This is a genomic window from Bradyrhizobium sp. USDA 4451 (assembly GCF_054822585.1).
This window is the reverse complement of record NZ_JBTRCH010000001.1, coordinates 1207610-1232076: the sequence shown is the minus strand read 5'-3', so window position 1 is coordinate 1232076 and position 24467 is coordinate 1207610. Positions and strand designations below refer to the sequence as shown.

Sequence of the window (24467 nt, the reverse complement as noted above, 5' to 3'; positions counted from 1 at the left end):
GAATGTTTCCCCTGACGGCCGCGGGTCGACGTCAACGATGCCGGCCTGCGGGTGCTGCTTCGTTGAGCGCGTTGCCGCGATCGCGGCGTTGCGCGGAAGCTATAGGGGCGAGTAACGTGCTGTCAAATCCGCTATGAGTTTCCAAAAAACTCATATGTAGTTTGAAGGCGAATCGGGAGGTAACGAGATGAAGATGCATATGTTGTCGGGCGGCCGTCTGCAGATGTCGAAGCGGACCTATCTGCCTGATGCGCCGCGTGGCGAGACGATCGACCTTCCGGTGTCCTGCGTGCTGTTGCGGCATACGCAGGGCAACGTGCTGTTCGACACCGGATGCCATCCCGATGTCGCCACCGATCCCGAGGGGCGGCTCGGCATGCTCGCCAAATACATGCGCCCGATCATGCCGGCGGACGATCACGTGCTGACGAGCCTGAAGGCCGTCGGACTTGGTTCTGATGATATCGACGTGGTGATCTGCTCTCACCTGCACACCGATCATTGCGGCTGCAACGCCTTCTTCAAGAAGGCGACGATCTTCGTCCACGCGCTCGAGATCGAGGCCGCGAATGCCGACAACGCGTTCGATCGCGGATACATCAAGGCGGATTGGGATCATCCGCTGAAGATGGAGATCTTCGATCGGCAGATGGATGTGTTCGGCGATGGCAAACTGACGCTGATCCCGCTGCCGGGACATTCGAAGGGCACGACCGGCGCGCTGGTCAAGCTCGACAAGAGCGGCGAATATCTGCTGGCGTCCGACGCGCTCAGCGTGCGCGCCAATCTCGACCAGCGGGTCTCGCCTCGGAACAGCCTCGATGTCGATCAATTCCTGAAATCGCTCGACGAGATCGCCAGGCTCGAGGCGTCGGGCGTCAAGATCATCTGCGGCCATGACGAGGCGCAGTGGGCCGGCCTGAAAAAGGGGCCGAACGCGTATACGTGAGGCCTCGTATCTGAGAGCTTCGCGCTGTTTGCAGATGCTGTGCCGCGCGATATGGTGTGCCACCGCCGGAGATCGTCTGGCTTACAACAACAAGGAAAATGCGGATGTCCAAGGATGGTTTGTGCGCGATCGTGACGGGGTCGGCGTCGGGACTCGGCGCCGCGACCGCGCAAATCCTCGCCACGCCGGGCGCGCGCCTCATCATCAACTATTCGAACAGCAAGGCGGAAGCCGAGGCGACCGCGGAAGCCTGCCGCAAGCAGGGCGCCGAGGTGCTGGTGGTGCAGGGCGACGTCTCGCGCGATGAGGATTGCAAGACAATCGCCGCCGCTGCGCAGGGCTGGGGCCGCCTCGACGTGCTGGTCAACAATGCCGGTACCACCAAGCATGTGCCGCATCACGATCTCGACGGCCTGACGGCGGAAGATTTTCAGCGCATCTATGCGGTCAACACCATCGGTCCGTTCCAGATGGTCCGTGCCGCGCGCGCGTTGCTCGAAGCCGGCGCGAAGGCCTCCGGCCGTCCCTCGGCGGTGGTCAACGTCTCCTCGGTCGCCGGCATTTCCGGCGGCGGTTCGTCGGTCGCCTATGCCGCGAGCAAGGGCGCGCTCAACACCATGACGCAGTCGCTGGCGCGCGCGCTGGCGCCGTTGATCCGCGTCAACACGGTGTGCCCGGGCTATATCGATACGCCCTGGTTCACCAAGGGTCGCGGCGCTGATGGCGCCAAGCAGGTGCGCGATGCCGTGATCGCGCGGGTGCCGCTGAAGGTTGCCTCGACCGCCGAGGACATCGCCAATCTGGTCTGCTTCCTGGCGAGCCCGGCGTCGAGCAACATGACCGGCGAGTTCGTCCGCATGGACGCCGGCATGCATCTCATTCAGTGAGCCGAATGTGAGGCTATATCCTCATCTACCGCTGTCCTCGCCCGGCTCGACCGGGCGATCCAGTACGCCGCGCCCACTCGGCTCTAGCACTGCAGTCTCTGGAATACTGGATCACCCGCATGCGCGGGTGATGACACTGAGCAAGTCAGAGTGATGCATCGCTCCGGGATGACGGCTTCGCCGTCATTTGTTGCCGATATCCGGGATCACGCGCGCCGCGACCAGCCGATTCCAGATGAACAGCACCACCAGCGCGCCGATCGTGGCGGTGATGAAGCCGGCACCCTGTTCGGGGCCGTAATGGCCGATCGCCTGGCCGATGAAGGTCGCGAGAAACGCGCCGGCGATGCCGAGCACGGTGGTGAGAATGAAGCCGCTCGGATTATTTGGCCCCGGTGACAGGAACCGCGCGATGATCCCCGCGACAAAGCCGACGATGATGATCCAGATGATGCCGCCCATGACTGTCGTCCTCCTCAGATGGAATCAACGCTGCCGCTAAAGCCTGCGGTTCAGCTCGTCGCCGCTCGGCAGCCGGCCGTCCGGCGTCAGATGATTGATCGCGTCGGGCAGGTATTGGCTGAGGCCCTGCAGCAATTGGTCGCGCGACATGCCGCTCTGCGACGCCAGCGAGTCGATCTGGTCGGCGCCGAGCGCGTTGGCGAGATCGCCGGGCGCGATCTGCTTGTTGGGCCCGTTGCTGACCCAGGAATTGGCCGCATCGCCATGGCCCTTCTGCTGCAATTGATTGAGCAGATCGCCGAGGCCGCCGCTGAGCACCGTGCCGGCCGCGCCGCCGGCGAGAAGTCCGCCCAGGCCGCCCTTGAGCAGATCGCCAAGCCCGCCACCACCGGCGCCGCCGGGCAGGGGCGTGCCGCCGGGCAGGCTCGCGGTGACGTTGCCGGGCAGCGACGGCGCTTGCGCCGGCTTCGGCTCAGGCTCGCCCGCACTCGGCTGACTACCGGAGAAATGCTTGACCGCCTTCCAGGCGAGCAGCGCCAGGATGGCCATCGTCATCGGCGACATCCCGCCGCCGCTGGAGCTGTCGGATGATGTGCTCGGCGCGCTCGGACCGCGGGGCCCGTTCTGCATGCCGTTGAGTACGTCGAGTAGACCCATGATCGTCTCCTGCCGCAACCGTGCCCCGAGCCGGAAACATAGCTTCGGCCCATGACGGTTACAAGGCGGACCACCCGGGCCGCGGCGCATCGAATAGGCAGGCAACCCCAGGTCTGCTATCGACGTCCGCTAGAGACTTGATGAACGGACGTTTAGCCAGATGAACGCGGACCGGCCAATCGGGATTGCGGGCGCCGGAAGCATCGGCTGTTTCGTCGGCGGTATGCTCGCGGCTGCGGGTCGTCGCGTCGCGCTGCTGGCGCGGCCGCGGTTGATCCAGGAGATCACGGGCAACGGCTTGCGGGTCAGCAGTTTCGACGGCTCGGAGCGGATGGTATCTGCCGACCGGCTGATTCTGTCCGACGATCCGGCAGTGCTGCGCGATGCCCAGACCGTGCTGGTGACGGTGAAGAGCGCCGATACCGGAGAGATCGCGGAATTGATCGCACGCCACGCACCCGCCGACGCCGCGGTGGTCAGCCTGCAAAATGGCGTCGGCAACCTGCCGCTGCTGCGCGACCGCCTGCCGGACCGCAAGGTGCTCGGCGGCATGGTGCCGTTCAACGTGGTCGCGCTCGGCGATGGGCGCTTCCATCGCTCGACCTCAGGCGACGTCGCGATTGCGCGGGATGATTCCAGCACTGCAGCGCGGCTCTCGGTGCCGGGCCTTGCGATCAAGGCGACCTCCAATATCGATGGCGTGCAGTGGGGCAAGCTGATCGTCAATCTCAACAACGCGCTCAATGCGCTGTCCGACATTCCGCTGCGACGACAGCTCGCGCAGCGCGGCTGGCGACAATTGTTCGCCGACCAGATGGCCGAAGGCTTGGCCGCGGTGCGCGCCGAAGGCATCGCGCCGGTGTCGCCGACGCCGCTGCCGTCGAGCTGGATGCCGCCTTTGTTGCGGCTGCCTGACGCGCTGTTCGACATGCTGCTCGGCCGCACCATGAAGATCGACCCCGAGGCGCGCTCCTCGATGTGGGAAGACCTGCAGCGCGGGCGCCGCACCGAGATCGACTATCTGCAAGGCGTGATCGTTGCGATCGCGGATCGCCGCGGCCTTCAGGCTCCGTTGTCGCGCCGGATCATCGCGCTGATCCGGAAGGCGGAGGTCGACGGCAAGGGATCGCCCGGGCTGACGCCGGAGCAAATCCGCGATGGACAACCGAGGAGGTGACATCATGCAACGATCTTGCATCATGCTGCTCATGCTTGTTGCGCTGGGCTTGGGCCCGGCGCGCGCGGCGCCGCCGACCGTGACGCCATCGCCGGGCTATGATGCGCGCTTGCAGGAGCAGCGCGCGGCGGCTGCCGCGGCAACGAGCCGATCGGCCATGGCTGCGCGCAAACCCGTCACGCATCGCCACCACAAGCGCAGTCGCGCGCGCTGATCCACCGCAGAGAAGATCTCAATGAAGCCGCTCGTCCTCGCGCTCACCTTCGTGCTCGGCGTCACCACGACGGCCGGCGCCGCCGATTATGCCGGTTCGATCAGTGCCTACCGGCACGCCAACCGCATGCCCGCGGTGACGCTCGACGCGAAGCTGAACGCGATGGCGCTGAAGCAGGCGCAGGCGATGTCGGCGACCGGCTCGGTGAGCCATTCCGCGGGCGGCAGCTTCTTTACCCGCATCGCGCCGCTGAGGAAGCAACGCGCCGCGGAGAATATCGGTGCCGGGTTCATCGCCTTCGCCGAGATGCTGAAGCAGTGGGAGGATTCGCCGGGCCATCGCGAGAACCTGCTGATGCCGGGCGCCAAGCGCGTCGGCGTCGCCTTCGTCGACAATCCGAAGTCGCCGTACCGCAGGTTCTGGGCGATGGTGATCACCGACTGACGCAGCGTAGCGTTTTCGAGCGAAGTGGATCCCGGTTCGCGCGAAGAAAACGCGTCGACGATGAAGAGACGTTAGTTTCGCTTGGCCAGCTTGGTTGGCGGCGGCGAGGCCGGCGTGAACAGCTTCTTCAAGCCATCCAGTCCCTCGGAAAGCCGCGGCCATTCGCAGGAGAACGTGCCTTTCACGCAGCTCCCCGCCTGCGGCCGCACCCGGGGAAGAGGAGTGGCCGCGGCCCGCGGCTTGGTCGGCCTTGCGACCGGCACGGGGACTTTCGCCGGTTCGCTCTGCAATGACGCCTGCTGAATCTGCGGCTGCTGCTGTTCCTGCCGCTCCAGCTGCTTGGCGTTGAACGCCGCGACGATGCTCGAGCGGCGCTCCTTCTCGAGATAGCCGGTATATTCCTGGTCGATCTTCTTCTGCTCGTCCGGCGTCGGGTTGGGGCCGGCGATGTCGAAGCTGCGATCCTGCATGAAGTCGTAATAGGTGTAGCCGCCGCCTGGCTTGCGGCGTCCGGCAAACTTGGCGTTGCAATCGGCAAGTTGCGCGGTCCTGTCTTCCCTGGTCTTCGCCTTCTCGGCGAGGTCGGCGCAATCCTCGAAGTCCTTCGGGGCGCTGCGCCACCATTGTGCGTGCGCGCTCGTCGTCAGCGCGCAGGCGGCGACGAAAACGGCAACAGCCAACGTCGATGATCGTGACGGCATCACGGACATTGCAACCAAATCCGAACGACACAGAGTGGGCAGATTGTCGCCATTTTAGTGACGCTTGTCACCCCGGGAACCCGACGATTTTGCGTGCCTGTGGACCGCCACGCCAGCCGCTGTGTCTGATGGAACACAGCCGCGCGGTATTGGAATAACTAAAGAATTCTGATCCGAAGCCGAATGACCATCGGAACAATTCGACTTGAATCGTTCACTTCACGCGGTGCAGCAATGCGACGAGCTCCGCCTGCCGATGCGTGCCCGTCTTCTGGAAGATCGTCTTCAGCTGATTGCGCGCGGTGGCGAGGGCAATGCCGGCTTCCTGCGCGGCCGCTTCGACTGAATCGCCGCGCGCGAGCCGCGTCGCGAGCCGCGCCTGTGCCGGCGTCAGCTCGAAGGTCGCCGCCAGCAGCGCCTGATCGAACGCGGCGCTGCCTTCCAGATCGCGGATCAGAAGGATCGCGCGCGCGCCCAGGAACGGCGAGCGCGCGGCAGGAGGCACCGGCTGCATCTGGATCACGATCGGCCGCTTGTCGATCCTGCGCACCACGATCGGCGACGACGGGAGCGGGTGCAGGTCCGAGCTGTGGGCCAGTTGATCGATCAGCCTGGTCAGATCGGCGTTGGCCTGCCGGTCGAGCAGGGTGAGACGGTTGTTGCGGATCGCAAGGTCGTGGCCGAGGCAGGCTTCCGCGTGGCCGTTCATGCCGATGACGGCGCCGAAGCGGCCGACGGCAATTGCCGCGACCTGGATCAGGTCGAGCGCGCTGGTGATGCCCGACAACGCGGAACGGCCGACGGCGGCGGAGAGCGTCGCCGCTTCGGTCAGCCGCGCCGACACCCGCGAGAGCGCCTTGACCTCGTCGGCGTCGAACATGCCCTCCTTCGGCGTGCGCTGGATGGTCAGTCCCCACAAGGCCGGGCCGGAGCGGAAGCCGATGGCGGCAAACCATTTCAATCCGAACTCGCCGAGCGAGGCGTAGAGCGGATCGCGCAACATGTCGGTCTCGGACTCGAACAGGTCCGCATCGGTGATGACGTTGGTGCCGGCGAGGATCAGCGGCACGCCGCGCGCCGCGCGGATGTCGGACAAATGCAGGTTATTGGGGAAGTAGGTCTTGGTGAAATAGTCGGTGATCGATTCCGTGCGCGGGATGTCTTCGGTGCGGATATCGCTCTGAAGCATCGCAGCCCCGGTCGCACCGACGGCGGCGCAGACCTCGTCCATGAAGGACGGCCAGGTCGTCGGATCGAGCACCACGTCGCCGAGGCGCGCGGTCACATCGTCAAGCCTGTGCAGGTCGACCAAAGGTTCAGCTCCGCCCTATGCAGAGTTTGCTTGTTTCGTAAAGCGAAACAGGTCGCGCCTCTTCCGCCCGGTACCGGGCATAAGAGAACCCGGGCCGGCCGACATGCAAGTGAAATCGATCACATGCCGAGCGGGCGTGCCCACAGAGTTTGGCGAAACATGATCGAAAATCGGCGAGGCCGGCCGGCTGGTACGATCCGGCCGCTACGATGAGTGACCATCCTCACGGAGGTCGGCCTCGGCCAGCGCCACGCGGCAGAAGCTGGCCGCGATCGCGACGACATCCTCGACGGCCTGCGGATATTGCTTCGACACCCAGCGCAGCGCGATCGAGATCACGGCGCCGACCATGCCGATCGAGAGCAGCGTGGCCGCAGCGCCCCTGTCGCTGCCTTTCGGATCGCGTGCCGGTGGCACCAGGATGTCGCTGAAGACGCGCAGCGCGTCGAGCTTGACGGCATCGACCGCGGGACTGATGCCGGAAATCTCCAGCAGGAAGACCCGCGCCGGCTTCGGGTGCTGCTTCAGCCGCGTGAAATACAGCGTCAGCGCAGCGCGTAGCCTTGCCTCGGGATCGTCGCCGCCGGACGCGGCGGCCGCCGTCATCTCCTCGTGGAGGTGGCCAACGACATGATTATAGGCCGCGATCAGCAGCGCCTCGCTGTTGGCGAAGGATTCGTAGAAATAGCGCTCGGTCAGCTCGGCCGCCTCGCAGATCGCCTTCACGGTCGCGCCGCGATAGCCGACCTCGCCATAGACCTCGATCGCCGCATCGATCAGCTTGAGCCGCCGTTCGGCGCGGCGTTCCTCGGCGTCCATGCCGCCGTAGAGGCGGGCTTTCCGGCTGCTTGCCATGAAAGCCTATTGACACGACGCATTGTCAGATGTCAAGCTATCTGACAATTGGCATTGTCAATACTGTCACGGGAGGGTTAGGGCATGTCCGCTCATTTCGACGTGTTGATCGTGGGCGCGGGCCTGTCGGGCATCGGCGCCGGCTATCATTTGCAGGCCAATTGCCCGGACCGCAGCTTCGCCATTCTTGAAGGCCGCGATTGCATCGGCGGCACCTGGGATCTGTTCCGATATCCCGGCATCCGCTCAGACTCCGACATGTACACGCTCGGCTATTCGTTCCGGCCGTGGACCGAGCCGAAGGCGATCGCCGACGGTCCCTCGATCCTGAACTATGTGCGTGAGACCGCGCGCGTCCACGGCATCGACAAGAACATCCGCTTCAACCACCGCGTCGTGCGCGCCGACTGGTCGTCGGCGGACTCGCAATGGACGGTCGAGGTCGAGCGCGGGCCGGAGAAGACGATCGAGCGCTTCACCTGCGGCTTCCTGTTCATGTGCAGCGGCTACTACAAATACGAGCACGGCTACACGCCCGACTTCTCCGGCATCGCCGATTTCGCCGGCCGCGTCGTCCATCCGCAGCAATGGACCGACGACATCGACTATGCCGGCAAGAAGGTGGTGGTGATCGGCAGCGGCGCGACCGCGGTGACGCTGGTGCCGGAAATGGCCAAGACCGCGGCCCATGTCACGATGTTGCAGCGTTCGCCGACCTACGTCGTGGCGCGTCCGGACGAGGACAAGGTCGCCAACTGGCTGCGGGCGCGGCTGCCGGCAAAACTCGCCTACGGCCTCACGCGCTGGAAGAACGTGCTGTTCGGCATGTATTTCTACCGGCTCTGCAAGCGCGATCCGGAGCGGGTGAAGAAGCTGATCCTGGGCGGCGTGCGCCACGCGCTCGGCCCCGACTACGACGTCGCCACCCATTTCACGCCGCGCTACAATCCGTGGGACCAGCGGCTCTGCCTGGTGCCGAACGGCGATCTCTTTCAATCCTTGCGCAGCGGCGCCTCCTCCGTCGTCACCGACCAGATCGAGACTTTCACGCGCGAGGGTATCAAGCTCAGGAGCGGCAATGTGCTCGACGCCGATGTCGTGGTCACCGCAACCGGCCTCGATCTCCAGGTGCTCGGCGGGCTCGAGATCAAGGTCGACGGCGCGCCGGTCGATCTGTCCAAGACCATGAACTACAAGGGGCTGATGTATTCCGGCGTGCCGAACCTCGCCGCCGCGTTCGGCTACACCAACGCATCCTGGACGCTGAAATGCGACCTGACCTGCGAATATGTCTGCCGAATGCTCAACCACATGAAGACGAATGGCTACGCGCAAGTCACGCCGCGGCGGAACGATCCTGATGTCGCCGAACTGCCCTGGGTGGATTTCTCCTCGGGCTATATCCAGCGTGCGGCGGCCAGGTTCCCCAAGCAGGGTTCGCGCCGGCCGTGGCGGCTCTATCAGAACTATGCGCTCGATATCATGACGCTGCGCTTCGGCTCGCTCAAGGATGAGGCGATCGAGTTTCTGCCGCCGCGCCGGGCGGCGGCGGTGACTCCGGCATCCGGCTCGGCACGGCAGGTGGCGTAGCACTTAGAAACAGCGAAACTCCGGGCAACTTCGCGCGCCCGATGTGGCGCGGGCTGGCGATCACGCCTCGCCTCTGCTATGGGATGGCACCCCGCATGCTTCGCCGCGGGTTCGCGGTCCCGTAGCTCAGCCGGATAGAGCGACGGTTTCCTAAACCGTAGGTCGGAAGTTCGAGTCTTCCCGGGATCGCCAGTCCGCCAAACGCAATCGGACCTTCCAATACCGCCATGTCCCCACGAGGCCAGGTTCCGGCAACTGCGTTGGCGGGTTTCGCTGGACGCTCGGTCGGCGGCGATGATAACGGCTGAGCCAATGTTCTCGTGACGGACCGCATGCCGAAACCTCCGCCTCCTTCAGCCAATCGCGGGCCCAGCCCGTCCCCGGTCCTGCAACGCGCCATCGTCGCATTGCAGATGGGGCAGATCATTGAGGCCGAGCGGCTGGCGGCGGAGGTCTTGAAGGCAAACCGCAACGATGTCGGCGCGGCATCGATCCTGGCCCGGGCGCTGATGATCCAGAACCGCAACGAGGAGGCGCTCGCGCCGCTCGAGCGCGCCACGCGCCGCGTCGAGGATCCCGGCCTCGAGACCCTGCTCGGCGCGGCGCTCGGCGGCGCCGGTCGCCAGGACGAGGCGATCGATCTGTTGCGGCGAACCACCGCGCGGCGGCCGCCATATCTGCCTTCATTTCAGGCGCTGGCAGGGCAATTGCACGCGGCCGGCCGCATCGACGAGGCGGTTGCCGTGCTTGAGAGCGCGCTTGCTCTCGCGCCCGGGAGCCTCGAATTCCAGCTCCTGCTCGCGCAACTGTTGCCTCAGCGCAATGAGCGCGGCCGCGCGCGCGAGATCCTGGAGAAGCTGCGCGCGGTGGCGCCGGGACATCCCGATGTTCTGGCCGCGCTCGCGCGCGTGCTGCTGCTCGACGGCGAATATGCCGCTGCGGCGGATCTCTACCGTCAGGTGGTGGCGCAGCGCCCCGACGACCCGCTGACACGCCTGAGCTTCTCCGCCAGTCTTCTGGAAATGGGCGATCGCAACGCCGGCGAAGCCAATCTGCGTCTGGCGATGCGCGGCCGCCCGCAAATGATCGGCCGCACCACGGCCGCGCTGATCATGTCATCGCATGGCCGCTTCTTCTTCCGTCGCAGCGCGTTCGCGAAGTTTTTGAGTTAGCACAGCTGTCATCGCCCGGCTTGACCGGGCGATCCAGTACGCCGCGGCTTCTCCACTCAAGCACTGCTGTCTCTGGAATACTGGATCACCCGCTTTCGCGGGTGATGACAGGATCGCGCCACATCGTCGGTGTCGTCCTGCTTTCGCCGGGACGACGGCGACGGATGCAGAGCTAGGTGGCTCGCAACGACGCGCGCGCCTAGCTCCGAAACTGGCGGCGATAGACGCCGGGCTCGCGGGCCATCCTGTTGGACAGCTCCTGGGCGCGCGACGTTTCGTCCGGGGTCATCGCCGCGGTCTGTACGACCCAGTTCTCGCGCTTCACCGGGAAGCATTGCGCAACCGGCGTGCCCCTGGGCAGGACGCCTCTGAAATTGGTGTCGTGCCAGTGCGCGGGGAAATGAACCCAGCTGTCGTGAAACAGGTCGCAATCGACCATGCCGGTCAGCGTGGTGAACGGCAGGTCGAACCGATTGACCGGATGGGTGAAGTACAGCGAGTAGCCCGGCGGCGCCTCGATGGTCCACAGGTTGACGAACTTGATGAGGAGGCGGTCGGCCTCGAACAGCGGCGAGCCGATCACCTGGCTTTCGTCGTGGAATCCGATCGGCGAGCGCGGGAATTCCAGCGCGCCGCCGGCGGGAAGATCGTTGTCCCATGTGATCTCGCCGTTCTCGACCTTGAGATCGCAGACCAGCGGCATCAGGAAACCCGACGTCATCGCATCGACGAATGGCGGGCAGCGCTTGACGGTGTCCTCTTCGCGATTGCTCATCGTATTGAAGGCCTGCGTCGGCATCGCCTTGAGCCATCCGGGGAGACCCAATGACGCCGGCACCGGCGGCGGGATCTTGCCCTCGAGCTCCGCCGGGCAGCGGAATTTGATCGCTATCGCTTCGTTGTTGTTGGACACGGCCTGGCCCTTGGTTCGTTCGATGTCGCGGCGCATCTGCGCCAGTTGATGCTGATCTAGCACGCGATGACGGGACGGAGAAAGCAGCCGCAGCGGCTGCCGGGCGAACCGCGGCATGGAGCTATAAGTTGTTGTTATCATGAGAGATAAGGCAAAGTCTTCGATGGCCGGCGCGGCGCTGCTTTTTTTGCCTCGTTCGGCTCGCCGGTGTGCAAGACTTTGCCGACAGGCATTGGCTTTCGATGCCGGTCGGGCGCATCATGTCGGCCTTCGCTGACGACGAGGTTGCAGCAGGCAACGGAGGGATCGATGGCCGAATCGAAGGTTGAAACCGCCAACACCGCAGGCACCGCGCCACCTTCCGGCGATAGCGGCGGCGTCAGCGAGCTTGCGATCGCGACCGTCCGTACCGTGCCGATCGAGCAGGCGCAGTCGCGCACCGAGCACGATCTGCTCGGCGAGGACGAGGTGCCGGCCAATGCGCTGTGGGGCATCCACACCAAGCGCGCGGCGATGAACTTTCCGATCACCGGCGTGCCGGTCGGCCATTTCCCGGAATTCGTCCGCGCGCTGGCGCTGGTCAAGCAGGCGGCCGCCCGCGCCAACAGGCGCCTCGGCTATCTCGCGCGCGAGAAGGCCGATGCGATCGAGGCGGCCTGCACCAAGGTCGCAACCGAAAAGGTCTACGCCGAGTCCTTTGTCGTCGATGCGATCCAGGGCGGCGCCGGCACCTCGACCAACATGAACGCCAACGAGGTGATCGCCAACGTCGCGCTCAAGCTGATGGGCAAGAAGCCCGGCGACTATCACACGCTGCATCCGAACGACGACGTCAACATGGCGCAGTCGACCAACGACGCCTATCCGACCGCGTTGCGGCTCGCGGTGATCTTTGCCACCCAGCCGCTGGTGCGCGCGCTCGATGATCTGGCCTATGCCTTCAAGGGCAAGGCGGTGGAGTTCGCCGATGTCCTGAAGATGGGCCGCACCCAGCTCCAGGACGCGGTGCCGATGACGCTCGGCCAGGAGTTCGACGCCTTCCACGCCACCGTGAAGGAGGACGTCGCGCGGCTGAACGAGATCTCAAGCCTGTTCCGCGAGGTCAATCTCGGCGCCACCGCGATCGGTACCGGCATCAACGCCGACCCGCGCTACGCGGCGCTTGCGGTCGAGGAATTGTCGCGGCTGTCGGGCCAGCCGATGGTGCTGGCCTCGAACCTGATCGAGGCGACCTCCGACCTCGGCGCCTTCGTGCTGTTCTCGGGCGTGCTGAAACGCGTCGCGGTGAAACTGTCGAAGATCTGCAACGACCTCCGTCTCCTGTCGTCGGGGCCGCGCACCGGCATCGGCGAGATCCGGCTGCCGGCGGTGCAGGCCGGCTCGTCGATCATGCCCGGCAAGGTCAATCCTGTGATTCCCGAAGTGGTCAATCAGGTCGCCTTCCTCGTGATCGGGCACGATCTCACGGTGACGATGTGCGCCGAAGGCGGCCAGCTCCAGCTCAACGCATTCGAGCCGACCATCGGCTATTGCGTGTTGAGTTCGCTGCGCATGCTGACGGCGGCGATCGATACGCTGACCCGGCGCTGCGTCGAAGGCATCGAGGCCGATCGCGAGCGCTGCCGCAGCCTGGTGCAGGGCTCGATCGGCCTGATCACGGCGCTGGCGCCGGCGCTCGGCTATGAGGCGAGCTCCCGCGTGGCGCGTCGCGCGCTGAAGGAAAACCGCTCGGTCGCCGACATCGTGCTGGAGGAGAAGCTTCTGACCGAGGAGCAGCTCAACCAGCTGCTCGAGCTGGAAGCCATGACCCGCCCGGCACGCCGGCAGCCGGTGCCGAAGAGCTGAGGGCGCCGAAGGAATGACCCGACCTCCACCGCAAGCGGCGAGGTCTGGTCACCTACCGATGTCACAGCGTCTTGATGAATTCGATCAGGGCGCGGCGCTCGCCTTCCTCGAGCCTCGGTCCGATCACACCGGTGCCCTTCTCGTTGGAGAATTCGTGCCCGGCATTGCTGTTGCCGCGCTTGGCGGTGTCGAGCGCGAACACGTTCTTGATCTTGCTGTCGGAGACGTAGCCGAGATCCTTCGGGTCATACTCGCGGCTGCCGAGATAGACGATCGAGGGACGTTCCTTCACCGGCGACAGCAGCGCGTAGATGGTCGGGACCGACCCGTTGTGCAGGTAGGGCGGGGTCGCCCAGATGCCGTTGAGCGGCCGGACCTTGTAGGCGAGCGGCGCCTGGATCTCGTTCGGCCGGTAGCCGTTGATGCGCTTGCGATCTTCCGCCGGGGTGTTGTTCTGGTCATACCAATAGTCGACCGTCTTCTCGACCAGTTCGCCGAGCGCCGGCCCGAAGCTGCCGTCCTTGATCTTCAGATTGGCCGGGGTCTCGACCGTACGGCTCCTGAGGCCTTCGGCCTGAGCACTGTCGGTGCCGATATGGCTGATCGGAATCATCTCGACGTCGAGCAGCGACTGGCCGGCGTCGTTCTTGATCCAGCGCTTCTTGTCCTTGAACAGCGCAAAGGCTTCGTCCTGCGGCAGCGCCTTGCTGTTGATCGCCGGGCCGTGGCAGCCCTCACAGTGCTTCTTGTAGAGTTTGCCGCCCTCTGTCACGAGCGGCATGTTGATCTGTCCCAGGATGTTCTCGGGCCATTTCGGCGATGCCAGGCCGTCAAAGCCCTTGTCCTCGCTTGGCGGTTCGCCAGCGATCATTCGCTCCATCTCGTGCAGGACGTCGATCCGCGCGCTCGATTTGAACAGGCCCTTCGATTCGTCGAGCAGATTGAGTTCGGCACTGACGCCGAGCGCTTCGCCGGCATTGCGGACCATCGGCTGCATGATGGAGCCGTCGTATTGCACCCAGCTGAACCACGGTGCGTTCCAGATTCGCGGGAAATGCACCGGCGCCGAATGCGCGGCATAGTTGTTCGGGTTGTTGAGGTCGATCGAGAACACCTGGTTGCCGATCCGGTTCAGCGCGTCGAGCCGTGCGTAGCCTTCCTCGACGCTGTTGGCGGCGACCTTGGTCTCCAGCGCGTTGATGTTGGCGTATTGCTTCAGCACGAGATCGAGCTGGCCGCGCAGCGCCATGCGTTCGTCGCGGCTGGCCTCCTTGCCGAGGATGTCGTCGGCAAAGCGTGCAAAGCGGCCCGGCCAGAACCGAGTCAGCAGCAGCGAGACGCCGATGCTCTTCTGGAATTCGAACAGATTGGTGTTGGCCGGCCCGCCATCGATCACGACCTCGGTGCCGCGATAGCTGAAGCTTCCGGTGTGGCAGGCGGCGCAGGTCAGCCCGATCCCGTGCATATCTTCTTTCGTGTGCGGGTTGCGCCAGGGCGCGCCGTTGGCATCGGTCATCGGGGAGCTCGGGGCGAAGCCGATCGGCAGCGCATCCGGGCTGCCCGGGATCACGGTGTCGGGAATAAAGCCGAAGCGGCCGAGATAATTGGTCTCGCTGAGCCGCGGTGCCGCGCCGAACAGCGGCCATAGCGTCGGCTGCTCAAGCGCCATGAACCATTTCAGCGGAATGCCGAAGGTCCGCGTGCCCTGGTCGGCGTGATAAAACCAGCGTAGCTGTGCCGCGGTGACATTCTGCTCCAGCCACACCGTCTTTGCCGGCGGCTGGTAGTCGACGACCTTGACGTGGAAGCCGCTCGCCACCGTCTCGATATCGTCCTTGAAGTAGAGCAGGCCGGCGACAACCAACAGTCCGATAAAAAAGATCGTCTTGCGAGGCATGCCCGTCCCCAATTCGCGGTACCCGCGCGTGATATGGATGAGATATTAAGATTCGCCGAAAACAGGTTCGCGCTAAGCGTGTAGTGCGCTGCGCGCCATCCTACAGTAGCGGCGCTTGGTCTACCAACGGAAATGTTGCCAAGGAAATATTGACTGGCTGTGAGCCAGTTCACTTGCGGCATCGCGACGGTGGCGACATTTGCGCGCATCGCGACCTGCGGCTAGATATGCCGGAGCCACAATTCTTCGAGATGTCATCTTGAACGCGTCAGGTGCACAGCCGCTCACGATCGCCGTCGCCGATGACAGCACGGTGCCCGCACTGCTGCTGCGCCCGGCGCAGGCACGTGCGGCCTATGTGCTTGCGCATGGCGCAGGCGCCGGCATGACGCATCCGTCGATGGCCGTGATCGCGGAGGGTCTGGCGGAGCGCGGCATCGCGACGCTGCGCTATCAGTTTCCCTACATGGAGAAGGGCAGCAGGCGGCCCGATCCGCCTGCCGTTGCGCAGGCGACGGTGCGGGCGGCGGTGGCGGAGGCCGGGCGCCGTTGCGGCGAACTGCCGCTGTTCGCCGGCGGCAAGTCGTTCGGCGGACGCATGACCTCGCAGGCGCAGGCCAAAGCGCCGCTCGAAGGCGTGCGCGGGCTGGTGTTCCTCGGCTTCCCGCTGCATCCCGCCGGCAAGCCGTCGAACGAGCGGGCCAGGCATCTCGCCGCGGTCAAGATTCCCTTGCTGTTCCTGCAAGGCACCCGCGACGCGCTGGCCCAGCTCGATCTGCTCGAGCCCGTCGTGAAGGGGCTGGGTAGCCGTGCGACGCTGCATCTGGTGCAGGAGGCCGATCACTCCTTCCACGTCCTCAAGCGCTCCGGCCGCACCGACCGCGAGGTGATGGCCGAGCTGCTCGATGCCTTCGCGGCCTGGATCGCACAGCATTCGTAGGTTTTTGTAGCCCGGATGGAGCGCAGCGAAATCCGGGATTGCTTGCCACCTGTGACACCGTCCCGGATTGCGCGGAGCCTGTCATCGGGCGCGCGTTCGCGCGCCCCGTTGGCTCCATCCGGGCTACGCTCGGTCAAGTTGCGGCGCCGCCATAGATTCGGTCGCGCAGCCGGCGCATGCCGGACAGCCAGCGGTCGCGATTGGCGGCCTTGCGCTGCATGTAGTCCTGCACCTGGGGATGCGAGAGAATCAGGAAGCGCTCCTCGGCCATCGCCTCGAGCACCATCCGCGCGACCTCACTCGGCTGCAGCACGCCGTCGACCCGCGCCGCGCTCGGGCCCGGCGTCGTCATGCCCGTCTGCACCGATTGCGGGCAGAGCACGGAGACGCGGATGCCGCGATCGCCGTACTGGATGGCGAGATGTTCGGCGATCGCGACGGCGGCGCTCTTGGTGACGCCGTAAGGCATCGAGTTCAGCGAGGCCAACAATCCGGCCGCAGACGCCGTGTTGATGAGATAGCCGGAGCCGCGCGCCAGCATGCCGGGCACCAGCGCGCGGGCGGCGAACACGTGGCTCATCACATGCACGCGCCAGCTGACCTCCCAATCGGCGTCGGACGCGGCTTCCTGTCCCTTGCGCGACAGCCCGGCATTGGAGAAGAACACGTCGACCGGCCCATATTTGTCCTCGGCCGCGGCGATCAGCGCCTTGACGTCCTCCTCGAGCCCGACATCGGCGGTGACCGCGAGCCCGTCGATATCGCCGGCGACGCTGGCGAGCCGGTCGCGCGAGGTCTTCAGATCGGCGACCACGACGCCGCGGGCGCCGGCCTCCGCATAGGCCCGTGCCACCGCTTCGCCGATCCCGCTGGCGCCGCCGGTAACGACGCAGACCTTGTCCTTGATTTGCATGGTTCGATGTCCCTGCCTGTTTATTGTCGCGATCGTCAGCCCTGATACAGCCCCTTGTCACGTGCCTTGCTGATCGCGAGTGCGGCAATCAGGTCGAGCATCGGGGTCGCAAGGCCGGCCGCGCGCGCAAATGCCGCCGGGGCGCGCACCAGTACGTCGATCTCCATGGCGCGGCCGAGCTCGTAATCCTGCAGGATCGACGGCTTGTGGTTCGGCGCCGGCCCTGATCGGGTGACGCGTTTGACCTCGGGAATGTAGTGTGTCGCCACCGCATTGGCCTCCTCGAGCAGGCGTGGGATCACGTCCTGGATGTCGGGATCGTCGCGGACGCCGCGCGCGGTCAGCCCGGTCAGCAGGCAGAGCACCGACATCGACATGTTGGTGAGCAGCTTCGACCAGATCGTCTCGCGGATCTGCTTGACCTCGGGCGATTCGATCGCGGCGTCATTGAGTGTCGCGCGCAGCCGGGCGATGCGCTCGCTCTGCCGATCGTCACATTCGCCGATCAGGAGGCGATTGCGATCCGGCGACAGGTTCGCCACCACGCCGGGCGCGATCACATCATTGGAGGAGAAGATCACCCCGCCGACGATCCGCTGCTGCGGGACGGCGCTGCGCAGACGCCCGCCGGGATCGAGGAAGCCGAGACCGGGAATCGCAGGATGCTGCGGCGGCAGGCCGAGACCGTACCACCAGGGAATGCCGTTCTGCGCGAACACGACCATCGTGTCGCGTTGAAGCAGCGGCGGCAGCCCGGCGGCGAGCGCGGCGGTGCCGGTCGCCTTCAGCGTGCTGATGACGACGTCCTGCGGGCCGAGCTCGGCGGGATCGGCCGATGCCTTCACCTTTGCTGTGACGCTGCTGTCGCCGACCTTCAGCGTCAGCCCGTTGGTCCTGACCGCGTCGAGATGCGGCCCGCGCATCACGCAGGAGACATCGTGGCCGGCGCGTGCCAGCCGGACCGCGACATGGCTGCCGACGGCGCCCGCGCCGAAAATACAAATGCGCATCAGTGGAACTGGTCCTTGCAACGTGTCGCGTCAGTTTCCACAAGCGCGGGGCATTGCGCAACCCGCCATGCATGCGGCGCGGCCGCGCGCGCTCGAAAGTGATGGATCACGCCATCTCCTGTCGCCATAGTGGCTGGGCAAGAGCAATGGCGAACGAGGGAGAAAATTCATGTCGGCCAGCCCAGTCCTGTGGAGCCTCGATGCGCGCGGGGTCGCGATGGTCACGCTGAACAGGCCCGAGGTCAACAACGCCTATGATGGCGCGCTGATCGCCGGTGTGCTCGCCGCGATCGACGATCTCTCGACCAAGCCGGTGCGCGTCGTCGTGCTCAACGGCAACGGCAAGCATTTCCAGGCCGGCGCCGACCTGAAATGGATCAACGGCGTGCGGCCGAAATCAGCAGAGGAGAACGAGGCGGCGTCGCGCGCGACCTTCGAGGCGGTGCAGCGGCTCAACACGCTGCCGGTGCCGACGGTCGCGCTGGTACAGGGCGGCTGCTTCGGCGGCGGCACCGGCGTGATCTCGGCCTGCGATATCGTGATCGCGGCCGACAATGCGCTGTTCTCGATCACCGAGGTGCGCTGGGGCCTGACCGCGGCGATCATCATCCCGCAGCTCTGCGACGCCATCGGCGTGCGCCAGGTGCGGCGCTACGCGTTGACCGGCGAACGGTTCGGTGCCGAGGATGCCCGGCGCATCGGTCTGGTGCATGAGGTGGTGCCGCTGGCCGATCTCGACAGCGCCGGTGCCAAGGTCGTCGAGCGGCTGCTCGGCAACGCCCCGGATGCGATGGCTGAGACCAAGAAGCTCGCGATGGAGAGCTCGTTCGGCGGCATGGCCGTGGATGATGCGGCCTACCAGCGCCTCGTTCATCTGCACTCGGCGAAGCGGCAGACCGCGGAAGCAGCCGAAGGGCTCGCGTCCTTTGCCGAGAAGCGCGCCGGCCGCTGGGGTGGCAAGGTGTAGTCGTGCCGCTCAGCAGCCGTTGCAGATGCCGCGAATGCTGCGATAGACCTCTTCGTCGTCGCGGCGCATCTGTTGCAGCGATTCGAACGTCTTCGCTTCGTTCGATCGCGTCGACGCTTCAGGCTTGGCCACCGGCTTGCGCTTGGCGGCGAGCTCCAGCTCCTGCCGGTGGTAGCAGGCCTCGCGCTCCGGCTTGGCCTCGATGAAGCGGCAGGTCTCGATCGCGGCCGCAGGCTGCGCTGCGAGGATGAGGCCAATCGACACGGACATCAGGAGTTTCAAGCGGGCGATCCTTTCGTACTGTTGTCTCAGGTCCACCCTTGCGAGGCAAGGCCGCACCATCACAGCGACTGCGACAGCGATTTTTTCAATGTCTTGAGTAGCGCCTGCACCGCGGCGGCGTCGATGCGGCGTTCGGGAACGGCGGCCTTCACCCACAGTTCGGGGATCGGAAATTCAGGGAGTAGGGGTTGCAACGTGCCCTTGCGCAGCGCCTCCGCGACCAGATAGTGCGACAGCAGCGCGATGCCATTGCCGGCGACCGCGCTTTGCGTCAGCACGCGGCCCTCGTTCGAGGACAGGATCGGCCGGACCTGGATGTTGATGCGGCCGCGCGGTCCCTCGAACGGCCATTCCGGTCCGGTCGGCAGGAAGCTGAGGCAGCGGTGATCGACCAGGTCGCGCGGATGCTTCGGCGTGCCGTGTTTCTTCAGATAGGCCGGCGAAGCGCACAACAATCGCGGCAGCCGGCACAGCGGCTCGTCGACGACGCCGCCGAACGAGTGCGGAAAGGCGCCGATCGCGATGTCGAAGCCTTCGGTCACCGGATCGACCGGGCGGTCGATCATCACGATCTCGAGCTTCACGCTTCTGTTCTGCTTCTGGAAGATCGTGAAGGCATCGGCGAGCCGCGCCACCGTCAGCGAGGTCGGCGCCTTGACGCGGAGATGATCGGAGAGGTCGCGCTGCTTCTCGCCCATCCGCGACAGCAGATCGCCGACATCGGCAACGACGCCGCGGGCGCGGTGCACATATTGCTGTCCGGCCTCGGTCAGCCGCAACTGGCGGGTCGAGCGGTGGAACAGCGCGGTGCCGATCCGCTCCTCGAGTTGGGTGACGCGCTTGGCGACGACCGAGGTCGCGACGTTGAGCTTGCGGGCCGCGGCGGAGAAGCCGCCGGCATCGGCGGTGGCGAGGAAGGCTTCGAGATTGGTGAGCGTATCCATCTGCCTTCCCCTTGCTCTTCTTTCGCCTTTCTCGATTCGAGAAATCTGATCACATAATTTGGTGGATTGTACTGCAATCCGCATCAATTCATAGTTTGCCCAATCAACCTTGTTCAGGGCGGAAATGATGCGAGCGAGCACGATCGAAGAACCTGCGCGGCAGGTGCCCCTCTATGGCGAATATGACGTGGTGGTGCTCGGCGGCGGACCGGCCGGCATCGCCGCCGCGGTCGGCGCGGCACGGGCCGGACGGCGAACCCTGTTGATCGAGCGTTACGGCTTTCTCGGCGGCATGGGCACCGCGGCGGGGGTGACCAACTTCTGCGGTCTGCATGCCAACATCTTCGGCGAGATGCATCGCGTGGTGCAGGGCATCGCCTCCGACCTGCTGGCGCGGATCGACCGGCTCGGCGGGCTGAACGCGCCGCACCTGATCCTCGGCAAGATCCTTGCGCAGGCCTACGACACCGCGGCCTATAAGATCGCGGCGGACGATCTGCTAGCCCATCACAAGGTCGACATCCTGTTCCACGCGCTCGGCGCCGCCGTCGTGATGGACGGCGCACACATCCGCGCGCTGATGGTGGAGACCAAGGCCGGCCGGCAGGCCGTGCGCGGTGGCATCTTCATCGATTGCTCCGGTGACGGTGATCTTGCGGTGTGGGCCGGCGCGCCCCATGAAGTCGGCGACAACAAAGGCGGCATGCTCTATCCATCGATGATGTTCCGCCTCAACGGTATCGATCCGGGGAAGGCCGGTGATGCGTGGCGAACGATTCCGGAGCGGATGGCGCAGGCCGAGGCCGCCGGCACCTTCAAATTCCCGCGCAAGTCCGCGATCGTGCGGCCGCAGAAATCGCAGATCGAATGGCGGGTGAATTTCACCCAGGTGACGCGCAGCGATGGCGGTGCGATCTCAGGTATCGATCCCGACGACATGACGCGCGGCGAGATCGAGGGCCGCCGCCAGGCCGTCGAGGCGTTCAAGTTCCTGCGCACGGTGCCGGGCTTTGAAAACTCCTACATCGTCGACCTGCCGCCGCAGCTTGGCATCCGCGAGACGCGGCGTGTGATCGGCGGCTACATGCTGTCCGGCGAGGACGTACTGGGCTGCGCTTCATTCGAGGATTCGATTGGCGTCAATGGCTGGCCGATGGAAAAGCACGTGCCGGGCGATGTGACCTTCGAATTTCCGCCGATCCCGGAGAGCCGGGGCTATAACGAATTGCCGTACCGCATGCTGGTGCCGGAGAGCGTCGACAATCTGCTGGTTGCCGGCCGCTGCGCCTCGATGACCCATGAGGGGCAATCGGCCGCGCGCGTCTCCGGTGCCTGTTTTGTGATGGGCGAGGCGGCGGGAACCGCGGCGGCGCTGGCACTTTCGGGCAATACGATTCCGCGCGACATTTCCGTCGAAAAGTTGCAACAACAGCTTGGCAAGCAGGGCGCGTTCATCGGCCGCGATCAGGCCGTGCCCGAGGGGTTGTAGGTGGAGACGGTAATGAAGGGTTGGGCGCGGCTCGCACTCGCGGGTCTCTTGGTGTGGGCCGCGAGCGGTGTGGCGCGCGCGGATGATCTCTTGAAGGCGAAGATCGGTGTGTTGCGGCTGTCGTCCTCGGCGCCGGTGTTCATCGCGCAGGACGAGGGCTATTTCCGCGACGCCGGCCTCGATGTCGAGCTGAAGTTCTTCGACGCGGCACAGCCGATCGCAGTCGCGACCGCATCCGGCGATGTCGATTTCGGCGTCACCGCCGTCACCGCGGGTCTCTATAATCTCGCCGGCAAGGGCACGCTGAAGGTGATCGGCGGCATGAGCCGCGAGAAGGCCGGCTATCCCCTGATCGGCTATTTCGCCAGCAACAACGCCTATGCGAGCGGCCTCAAGACGCCGAAGGATCTTGCGGGCAAGCGCGTCGCGGTGACCCAAATCGGCTCCAGCTTCCACTATTCGCTCGGCCTGCTCGCCGACAAATACGGCTTCAAGCTGTCGGACCTGAAGGTCGTGCCGCTGCAATCGCTGTCGAATGCCGCCGCAGCGCTGAAGGGCGAAACCGTCGACGCCGCGCTGCTGCCGGTCTCGACCGCGCGAACCTTGATGGATTCGAACGGTGCGAAGCTGCTCGGCTGGGTCGGCGACGAGACGCCGTGGCAGCTAGGCGCCATCTTCGCGTCTCCGAAGACGCTGGCCAACCCGCAGCTGGTGAAGCGGCTGCTCACCGCGCTCATTCGCGCCGACCACGAATACCACGACGTGATCCTCACCGCGATCAAGGACGGCATGGCGCCGATCAACGAGAAAACAAAGCCGCTGCTCGAGATCATCGCCAAATACACCGATCTTCCGGTCGAGCAGGTGGTCGGCAATTGCGCCTACATCGATCCCGACGGCAAGCTCGACGTGAAGAACCTCGACAACCAGATCAAATGGCTGCAGGGGCAGGGTTTTGTCGACAAGGGCTTTGATGCCGATGCGATCATCGCCAAGGATTATGTGAAGGCGGATTGATGATGAGCCGCGCAAACAACTCCATCCCCGTCACCCTGAGGAGCCGCGCAGCGGCGTCTCGAAGGGTCGACGGCCCGGATGCAGCAGCTCGGCCGTGCATCCTTCGAGACGCGCTTCGCGCTCCTCAGGATGACGGTCAAACAGCGCGGAGCGGCGCATCATGGACCTGATCGCCGATCATATCAGCCATCGCTTCGGCGCGCTCGACGTGCTCGACGATGTCTCCTTCCAGGTCTCGGCCGGGGAGATCGTGGCAATCGTCGGGCCGTCCGGTTGCGGCAAGAGCACGCTGCTGTCGATCCTCGGCGGCCTGCTGCGGCCGAGCAGCGGCGCGGCGGAGTTGCGTGGCGTGTCGCCGGCCGGCAGCCTCAATCCGCTGACCTTCGTGTTCCAGGATTTCGCCCTGCTGCCGTGGAATACGGTCGAGGAGAACGTCGCGTTTCCGCTGCTGCACACCGGATTGAGCGCCGGCGAGCGCCGCGCCGTGATCGACGATGCGCTGCGCCGCACGGGCCTAACCGATTTTCGCGCGGCCTATCCGAAGCAATTGTCCGGCGGCATGCGCCAGCGCGTCGGCATCGCGCGCGCGCTCGCGGTGCGTCCCGCGATCCTGTTGATGGACGAGCCGCTGTCGGCGCTGGACTCGCAGACCCGCGAGCTGCTGATGGAGGATTTCGTCGGCCTGCTGGCCGACGGCGCGATGGGAGCGGTCTACGTCACGCACAATCTCGAAGAAGCCGTGCGGCTCGCCGACCGCATCGTGGTGCTGTCGCGCCGCCCCGGCCGCATCAGGGAGATCGTGACCATCCCGATGACGCGCGCTGAGCGCGGCATGGCGGATGCGCGCGGGCCGATGGCCGCACTCCAGAGTGAGCTGTGGTCGCTGATCCGCAAAGAGGCGATCGATGCCGAGCGCGAGGTCCAGCATGCTTGATCGCGCGCCGCCGGAAACGAAGGACCAATCCGCGGAAGCAACCCGCCCGGTCGCGTTTCGCGGCGCCGGCTTCACGCCGGGCGGCAGCCGGTCCGCCGGCTGGATCGCGCTCGCGCTGGTGATTGCGGTCTGGCAATTGGCCGGCAGCGCAGGATGGGTCAATCCGCTGTTCCTGCCGGCGCCGTCGGCGATCGCGGTCGCGATCTATAAGCTCGCGACGTCGGGCGCGCTGTGGCAGCATTTGTCGTGGTCGATCATGCGGATCGGCACCGGCTGGATCATCGGCACCGCCGCCGGCGTCGTCACAGGCTTCGCGATCGGGCTGTCGACCGTGGCGCGCGGCGTCGGCATCACCGTCATCTCGGCGCTGTTCCCGATCCCGAAGATCGCGCTGCTGCCGTTGCTGATCCTGTGGCTTGGGATCGGCGAGGAGCCGAAGATCGCGACCATTGCGCTCGGCGTGTTCTTCTCGACCGCGATCTCGGTCTATAGCGGCGTCGATGCGGTGCCGCGCAACCTGATCCGGATGGCGCAGAGCTTCAACGTGCCGTTCCACGCCATCGTGCGCCGCGTGATCTGGCCGGGCGCGCTGCCCTCGATCCTCGCCGGCTTCCGCATCACTGCGTCGGTTGCGCTGCTGCTGGTGGTCAGCGCCGAAATGATCGGCGCGCAATACGGCATCGGCGCGTTCGTGCTGCAGGCCGGCAATCTGATGCAGACCGATCAGCTGCTCGCCGGCGTCGTGATCCTGTCGCTGTTCGGGCTTGCGGTCGGGAAGCTGATCAATCTGCTGGAAGTGCGGCTGCTGCACTGGCGGTGAGTGGCACGCTGCTCGCCACATGCAAGGTGTCGTCCCGGCGAAGGCCGGGACCCATTACCACAGGGCCTCGTTGTGG

At 65.5% G+C, this 24467-nt stretch carries 25 protein-coding genes and 1 tRNA gene; 15 read left to right on the top strand and 11 right to left on the bottom strand.

What is annotated here, in order from left to right; all coding sequences use genetic code 11:
• The first annotated feature begins 187 nt into the window (after window positions 1-187).
• Together ACVMB0_RS05710 and ACVMB0_RS05705 are read left to right on the top strand one after the other, a co-directional pair.
• Window positions 188-949 (top strand): N-acyl homoserine lactonase family protein, encoded by a 762-nt coding sequence (locus ACVMB0_RS05710; protein WP_461345579.1) that lies wholly within the window; start codon window positions 188-190, stop codon window positions 947-949.
• A gap of 104 nt (window positions 950-1053) precedes the next feature.
• The gene (locus ACVMB0_RS05705) at window positions 1054-1836 is read left to right on the top strand and encodes an SDR family NAD(P)-dependent oxidoreductase (RefSeq protein ID WP_461345578.1); all 783 of its coding nucleotides are present in this window, start codon (window positions 1054-1056) and stop codon (window positions 1834-1836) included.
• Window positions 1837-2019: 183 nt separating this feature from the next.
• Here the strand turns inward: ACVMB0_RS05705 and ACVMB0_RS05700 are convergent, their stop codons facing one another.
• Together ACVMB0_RS05700 and ACVMB0_RS05695 are read right to left on the bottom strand one after the other, a co-directional pair.
• Complete coding sequence (locus tag ACVMB0_RS05700) at window positions 2020-2298, bottom strand: GlsB/YeaQ/YmgE family stress response membrane protein (protein ID WP_076864079.1); 279 nt, start codon at window positions 2296-2298, stop codon at window positions 2020-2022.
• 36 nt (window positions 2299-2334) lie between these two features.
• Window positions 2335-2955, bottom strand: a complete 621-nt coding sequence (locus ACVMB0_RS05695) for a YidB family protein (protein ID WP_461345577.1) — start codon at window positions 2953-2955, stop codon at window positions 2335-2337.
• Between the two features lie 160 nt (window positions 2956-3115).
• On the opposite strand from ACVMB0_RS05695, the gene ACVMB0_RS05690 reads away from it, so the two are divergent.
• Genes ACVMB0_RS05690 through ACVMB0_RS05680 form a run of 3 tightly spaced genes read left to right on the top strand, consistent with a single transcriptional unit; the run spans window position 3116 to window position 4790 of the window.
• The gene (locus ACVMB0_RS05690) at window positions 3116-4132 is read left to right on the top strand and encodes a 2-dehydropantoate 2-reductase (protein ID WP_461345576.1); all 1017 of its coding nucleotides are present in this window, start codon (window positions 3116-3118) and stop codon (window positions 4130-4132) included.
• Between the two features lie 22 nt (window positions 4133-4154).
• Entirely contained in the window at window positions 4155-4346 is a 192-nt protein-coding gene (locus ACVMB0_RS05685; RefSeq protein ID WP_461345575.1) for a hypothetical protein, read from the top strand.
• Between the two features lie 21 nt (window positions 4347-4367).
• The gene (locus ACVMB0_RS05680; RefSeq protein WP_461345574.1) at window positions 4368-4790 is read left to right on the top strand and encodes a CAP domain-containing protein; all 423 of its coding nucleotides are present in this window, start codon (window positions 4368-4370) and stop codon (window positions 4788-4790) included.
• A 71-nt stretch (window positions 4791-4861) separates the two neighbouring features.
• Here ACVMB0_RS05680 and ACVMB0_RS05675 read toward each other — a convergent pair whose 3' ends face one another.
• The 3 genes from ACVMB0_RS05675 to ACVMB0_RS05665 all read right to left on the bottom strand — a co-directional run bounded on the left by ACVMB0_RS05675 (window position 4862) and on the right by ACVMB0_RS05665 (window position 7658).
• Window positions 4862-5500, bottom strand: coding sequence for a hypothetical protein (locus ACVMB0_RS05675; RefSeq protein ID WP_461345573.1), 639 nt, complete (start codon window positions 5498-5500; stop codon window positions 4862-4864).
• Between the two features lie 205 nt (window positions 5501-5705).
• A complete protein-coding gene (locus ACVMB0_RS05670) occupies window positions 5706-6803 on the bottom strand; it encodes a helix-turn-helix transcriptional regulator (protein WP_461345572.1) in 1098 nt (365 codons plus the stop codon).
• 204 nt (window positions 6804-7007) lie between these two features.
• Window positions 7008-7658 (bottom strand): TetR/AcrR family transcriptional regulator, encoded by a 651-nt coding sequence (locus ACVMB0_RS05665; protein WP_461345571.1) that lies wholly within the window; start codon window positions 7656-7658, stop codon window positions 7008-7010.
• 84 nt (window positions 7659-7742) lie between these two features.
• Here ACVMB0_RS05665 and ACVMB0_RS05660 point away from each other — a divergent pair, with 84 nt between their 5' ends.
• The 3 genes from ACVMB0_RS05660 to ACVMB0_RS05650 all read left to right on the top strand — a co-directional run bounded on the left by ACVMB0_RS05660 (window position 7743) and on the right by ACVMB0_RS05650 (window position 10420).
• On the top strand, window positions 7743-9248 hold the full coding sequence (locus ACVMB0_RS05660) for a flavin-containing monooxygenase (protein ID WP_461345570.1): 1506 nt from the start codon (window positions 7743-7745) through the stop codon (window positions 9246-9248).
• Window positions 9249-9363: 115 nt separating this feature from the next.
• A tRNA-Arg gene (locus ACVMB0_RS05655) sits at window positions 9364-9440 on the top strand.
• Window positions 9441-9580: 140 nt separating this feature from the next.
• The gene (locus ACVMB0_RS05650) at window positions 9581-10420 is read left to right on the top strand and encodes a tetratricopeptide repeat protein (protein ID WP_461345569.1); all 840 of its coding nucleotides are present in this window, start codon (window positions 9581-9583) and stop codon (window positions 10418-10420) included.
• 199 nt (window positions 10421-10619) lie between these two features.
• Here ACVMB0_RS05650 and ACVMB0_RS05645 read toward each other — a convergent pair whose 3' ends face one another.
• Window positions 10620-11369, bottom strand: a complete 750-nt coding sequence (locus tag ACVMB0_RS05645; RefSeq protein WP_461349600.1) for a hypothetical protein — start codon at window positions 11367-11369, stop codon at window positions 10620-10622.
• 273 nt (window positions 11370-11642) lie between these two features.
• Between ACVMB0_RS05645 and ACVMB0_RS05640 the strand changes: the two genes are divergently transcribed.
• On the top strand, window positions 11643-13178 hold the full coding sequence (locus ACVMB0_RS05640) for an aspartate ammonia-lyase (RefSeq protein ID WP_456751773.1): 1536 nt from the start codon (window positions 11643-11645) through the stop codon (window positions 13176-13178).
• Window positions 13179-13239: 61 nt separating this feature from the next.
• On the opposite strand, the gene ACVMB0_RS05635 is transcribed toward ACVMB0_RS05640, so the two are convergent.
• On the bottom strand, window positions 13240-15075 hold the full coding sequence (locus ACVMB0_RS05635; RefSeq protein ID WP_461345568.1) for a di-heme-cytochrome C peroxidase: 1836 nt from the start codon (window positions 15073-15075) through the stop codon (window positions 13240-13242).
• A gap of 259 nt (window positions 15076-15334) precedes the next feature.
• Between ACVMB0_RS05635 and ACVMB0_RS05630 the strand changes: the two genes are divergently transcribed.
• Complete coding sequence (locus ACVMB0_RS05630) at window positions 15335-16015, top strand: alpha/beta hydrolase family protein (protein WP_456751775.1); 681 nt, start codon at window positions 15335-15337, stop codon at window positions 16013-16015.
• Between the two features lie 133 nt (window positions 16016-16148).
• Here the strand turns inward: ACVMB0_RS05630 and ACVMB0_RS05625 are convergent, their stop codons facing one another.
• On the bottom strand, window positions 16149-16928 hold the full coding sequence (locus ACVMB0_RS05625; protein WP_456751776.1) for an SDR family oxidoreductase: 780 nt from the start codon (window positions 16926-16928) through the stop codon (window positions 16149-16151).
• Window positions 16929-16963: 35 nt separating this feature from the next.
• Window positions 16964-17938, bottom strand: a complete 975-nt coding sequence (locus ACVMB0_RS05620; protein WP_461345567.1) for a 2-dehydropantoate 2-reductase — start codon at window positions 17936-17938, stop codon at window positions 16964-16966.
• A 169-nt stretch (window positions 17939-18107) separates the two neighbouring features.
• Between ACVMB0_RS05620 and ACVMB0_RS05615 the strand changes: the two genes are divergently transcribed.
• Window positions 18108-18905: an enoyl-CoA hydratase-related protein gene (locus ACVMB0_RS05615; RefSeq protein WP_461345566.1), complete on the top strand. Its 798-nt coding sequence runs from the start codon at window positions 18108-18110 to the stop codon at window positions 18903-18905.
• Between the two features lie 9 nt (window positions 18906-18914).
• Here ACVMB0_RS05615 and ACVMB0_RS05610 read toward each other — a convergent pair whose 3' ends face one another.
• Both ACVMB0_RS05610 and ACVMB0_RS05605 read right to left on the bottom strand, forming a co-directional pair.
• Complete coding sequence (locus ACVMB0_RS05610) at window positions 18915-19175, bottom strand: hypothetical protein (RefSeq protein WP_461345565.1); 261 nt, start codon at window positions 19173-19175, stop codon at window positions 18915-18917.
• Window positions 19176-19246: 71 nt separating this feature from the next.
• The gene (locus ACVMB0_RS05605) at window positions 19247-20131 is read right to left on the bottom strand and encodes a LysR family transcriptional regulator (protein WP_461345564.1); all 885 of its coding nucleotides are present in this window, start codon (window positions 20129-20131) and stop codon (window positions 19247-19249) included.
• A 127-nt stretch (window positions 20132-20258) separates the two neighbouring features.
• Here ACVMB0_RS05605 and ACVMB0_RS05600 point away from each other — a divergent pair, with 127 nt between their 5' ends.
• The 4 genes from ACVMB0_RS05600 to ACVMB0_RS05585 all read left to right on the top strand — a co-directional run bounded on the left by ACVMB0_RS05600 (window position 20259) and on the right by ACVMB0_RS05585 (window position 24391).
• Window positions 20259-21620, top strand: a complete 1362-nt coding sequence (locus ACVMB0_RS05600) for an FAD-dependent oxidoreductase (protein ID WP_461345563.1) — start codon at window positions 20259-20261, stop codon at window positions 21618-21620.
• 12 nt (window positions 21621-21632) lie between these two features.
• On the top strand, window positions 21633-22637 hold the full coding sequence (locus ACVMB0_RS05595) for an ABC transporter substrate-binding protein (RefSeq protein ID WP_461345562.1): 1005 nt from the start codon (window positions 21633-21635) through the stop codon (window positions 22635-22637).
• A gap of 160 nt (window positions 22638-22797) precedes the next feature.
• Window positions 22798-23571: an ABC transporter ATP-binding protein gene (locus ACVMB0_RS05590; protein WP_461345561.1), complete on the top strand. Its 774-nt coding sequence runs from the start codon at window positions 22798-22800 to the stop codon at window positions 23569-23571.
• Complete coding sequence (locus tag ACVMB0_RS05585; protein WP_461345560.1) at window positions 23564-24391, top strand: ABC transporter permease; 828 nt, start codon at window positions 23564-23566, stop codon at window positions 24389-24391. The genes ACVMB0_RS05590 and ACVMB0_RS05585 overlap by 8 nt, the downstream gene beginning before the upstream one ends.
• Window positions 24392-24467 lie beyond the last annotated feature (76 nt).

Excerpts from the sequence above, each read along its gene's own strand:
- ACVMB0_RS05700 (WP_076864079.1), bottom strand. The coding sequence starts at position 2,298 with ATGGGCGGCATCATCTGGATCATCATCGTCGGCTTTGTCGCGGGGATC.
- ACVMB0_RS05640 (WP_456751773.1), top strand. The coding sequence starts at position 11,643 with ATGGCCGAATCGAAGGTTGAAACCGCCAACACCGCAGGCACCGCGCCA.
- ACVMB0_RS05695 (WP_461345577.1), bottom strand. The coding sequence starts at position 2,955 with ATGGGTCTACTCGACGTACTCAACGGCATGCAGAACGGGCCCCGCGGT.
- ACVMB0_RS05705 (WP_461345578.1), top strand. The coding sequence starts at position 1,054 with ATGTCCAAGGATGGTTTGTGCGCGATCGTGACGGGGTCGGCGTCGGGA.
- ACVMB0_RS05620 (WP_461345567.1), bottom strand. The coding sequence starts at position 17,938 with ATGCGCATTTGTATTTTCGGCGCGGGCGCCGTCGGCAGCCATGTCGCG.
- ACVMB0_RS05600 (WP_461345563.1), top strand. The coding sequence starts at position 20,259 with ATGCGAGCGAGCACGATCGAAGAACCTGCGCGGCAGGTGCCCCTCTAT.
- ACVMB0_RS05710 (WP_461345579.1), top strand. The coding sequence starts at position 188 with ATGAAGATGCATATGTTGTCGGGCGGCCGTCTGCAGATGTCGAAGCGG.
- ACVMB0_RS05590 (WP_461345561.1), top strand. The coding sequence starts at position 22,798 with ATGGACCTGATCGCCGATCATATCAGCCATCGCTTCGGCGCGCTCGAC.
- ACVMB0_RS05660 (WP_461345570.1), top strand. The coding sequence starts at position 7,743 with ATGTCCGCTCATTTCGACGTGTTGATCGTGGGCGCGGGCCTGTCGGGC.
- ACVMB0_RS05625 (WP_456751776.1), bottom strand. The coding sequence starts at position 16,928 with ATGCAAATCAAGGACAAGGTCTGCGTCGTTACCGGCGGCGCCAGCGGG.
- ACVMB0_RS05595 (WP_461345562.1), top strand. The coding sequence starts at position 21,633 with ATGAAGGGTTGGGCGCGGCTCGCACTCGCGGGTCTCTTGGTGTGGGCC.
- ACVMB0_RS05685 (WP_461345575.1), top strand. The coding sequence starts at position 4,155 with ATGCTGCTCATGCTTGTTGCGCTGGGCTTGGGCCCGGCGCGCGCGGCG.
- ACVMB0_RS05665 (WP_461345571.1), bottom strand. The coding sequence starts at position 7,658 with ATGGCAAGCAGCCGGAAAGCCCGCCTCTACGGCGGCATGGACGCCGAG.
- ACVMB0_RS05615 (WP_461345566.1), top strand. The coding sequence starts at position 18,108 with ATGTCGGCCAGCCCAGTCCTGTGGAGCCTCGATGCGCGCGGGGTCGCG.
- ACVMB0_RS05635 (WP_461345568.1), bottom strand. The coding sequence starts at position 15,075 with ATGCCTCGCAAGACGATCTTTTTTATCGGACTGTTGGTTGTCGCCGGC.
- ACVMB0_RS05605 (WP_461345564.1), bottom strand. The coding sequence starts at position 20,131 with ATGGATACGCTCACCAATCTCGAAGCCTTCCTCGCCACCGCCGATGCC.
- ACVMB0_RS05675 (WP_461345573.1), bottom strand. The coding sequence starts at position 5,500 with ATGTCCGTGATGCCGTCACGATCATCGACGTTGGCTGTTGCCGTTTTC.
- ACVMB0_RS05690 (WP_461345576.1), top strand. The coding sequence starts at position 3,116 with ATGAACGCGGACCGGCCAATCGGGATTGCGGGCGCCGGAAGCATCGGC.
- ACVMB0_RS05585 (WP_461345560.1), top strand. The coding sequence starts at position 23,564 with ATGCTTGATCGCGCGCCGCCGGAAACGAAGGACCAATCCGCGGAAGCA.
- ACVMB0_RS05650 (WP_461345569.1), top strand. The coding sequence starts at position 9,581 with ATGCCGAAACCTCCGCCTCCTTCAGCCAATCGCGGGCCCAGCCCGTCC.
- ACVMB0_RS05645 (WP_461349600.1), bottom strand. The coding sequence starts at position 11,369 with ATGCGCCGCGACATCGAACGAACCAAGGGCCAGGCCGTGTCCAACAAC.
- ACVMB0_RS05610 (WP_461345565.1), bottom strand. The coding sequence starts at position 19,175 with ATGTCCGTGTCGATTGGCCTCATCCTCGCAGCGCAGCCTGCGGCCGCG.
- ACVMB0_RS05680 (WP_461345574.1), top strand. The coding sequence starts at position 4,368 with ATGAAGCCGCTCGTCCTCGCGCTCACCTTCGTGCTCGGCGTCACCACG.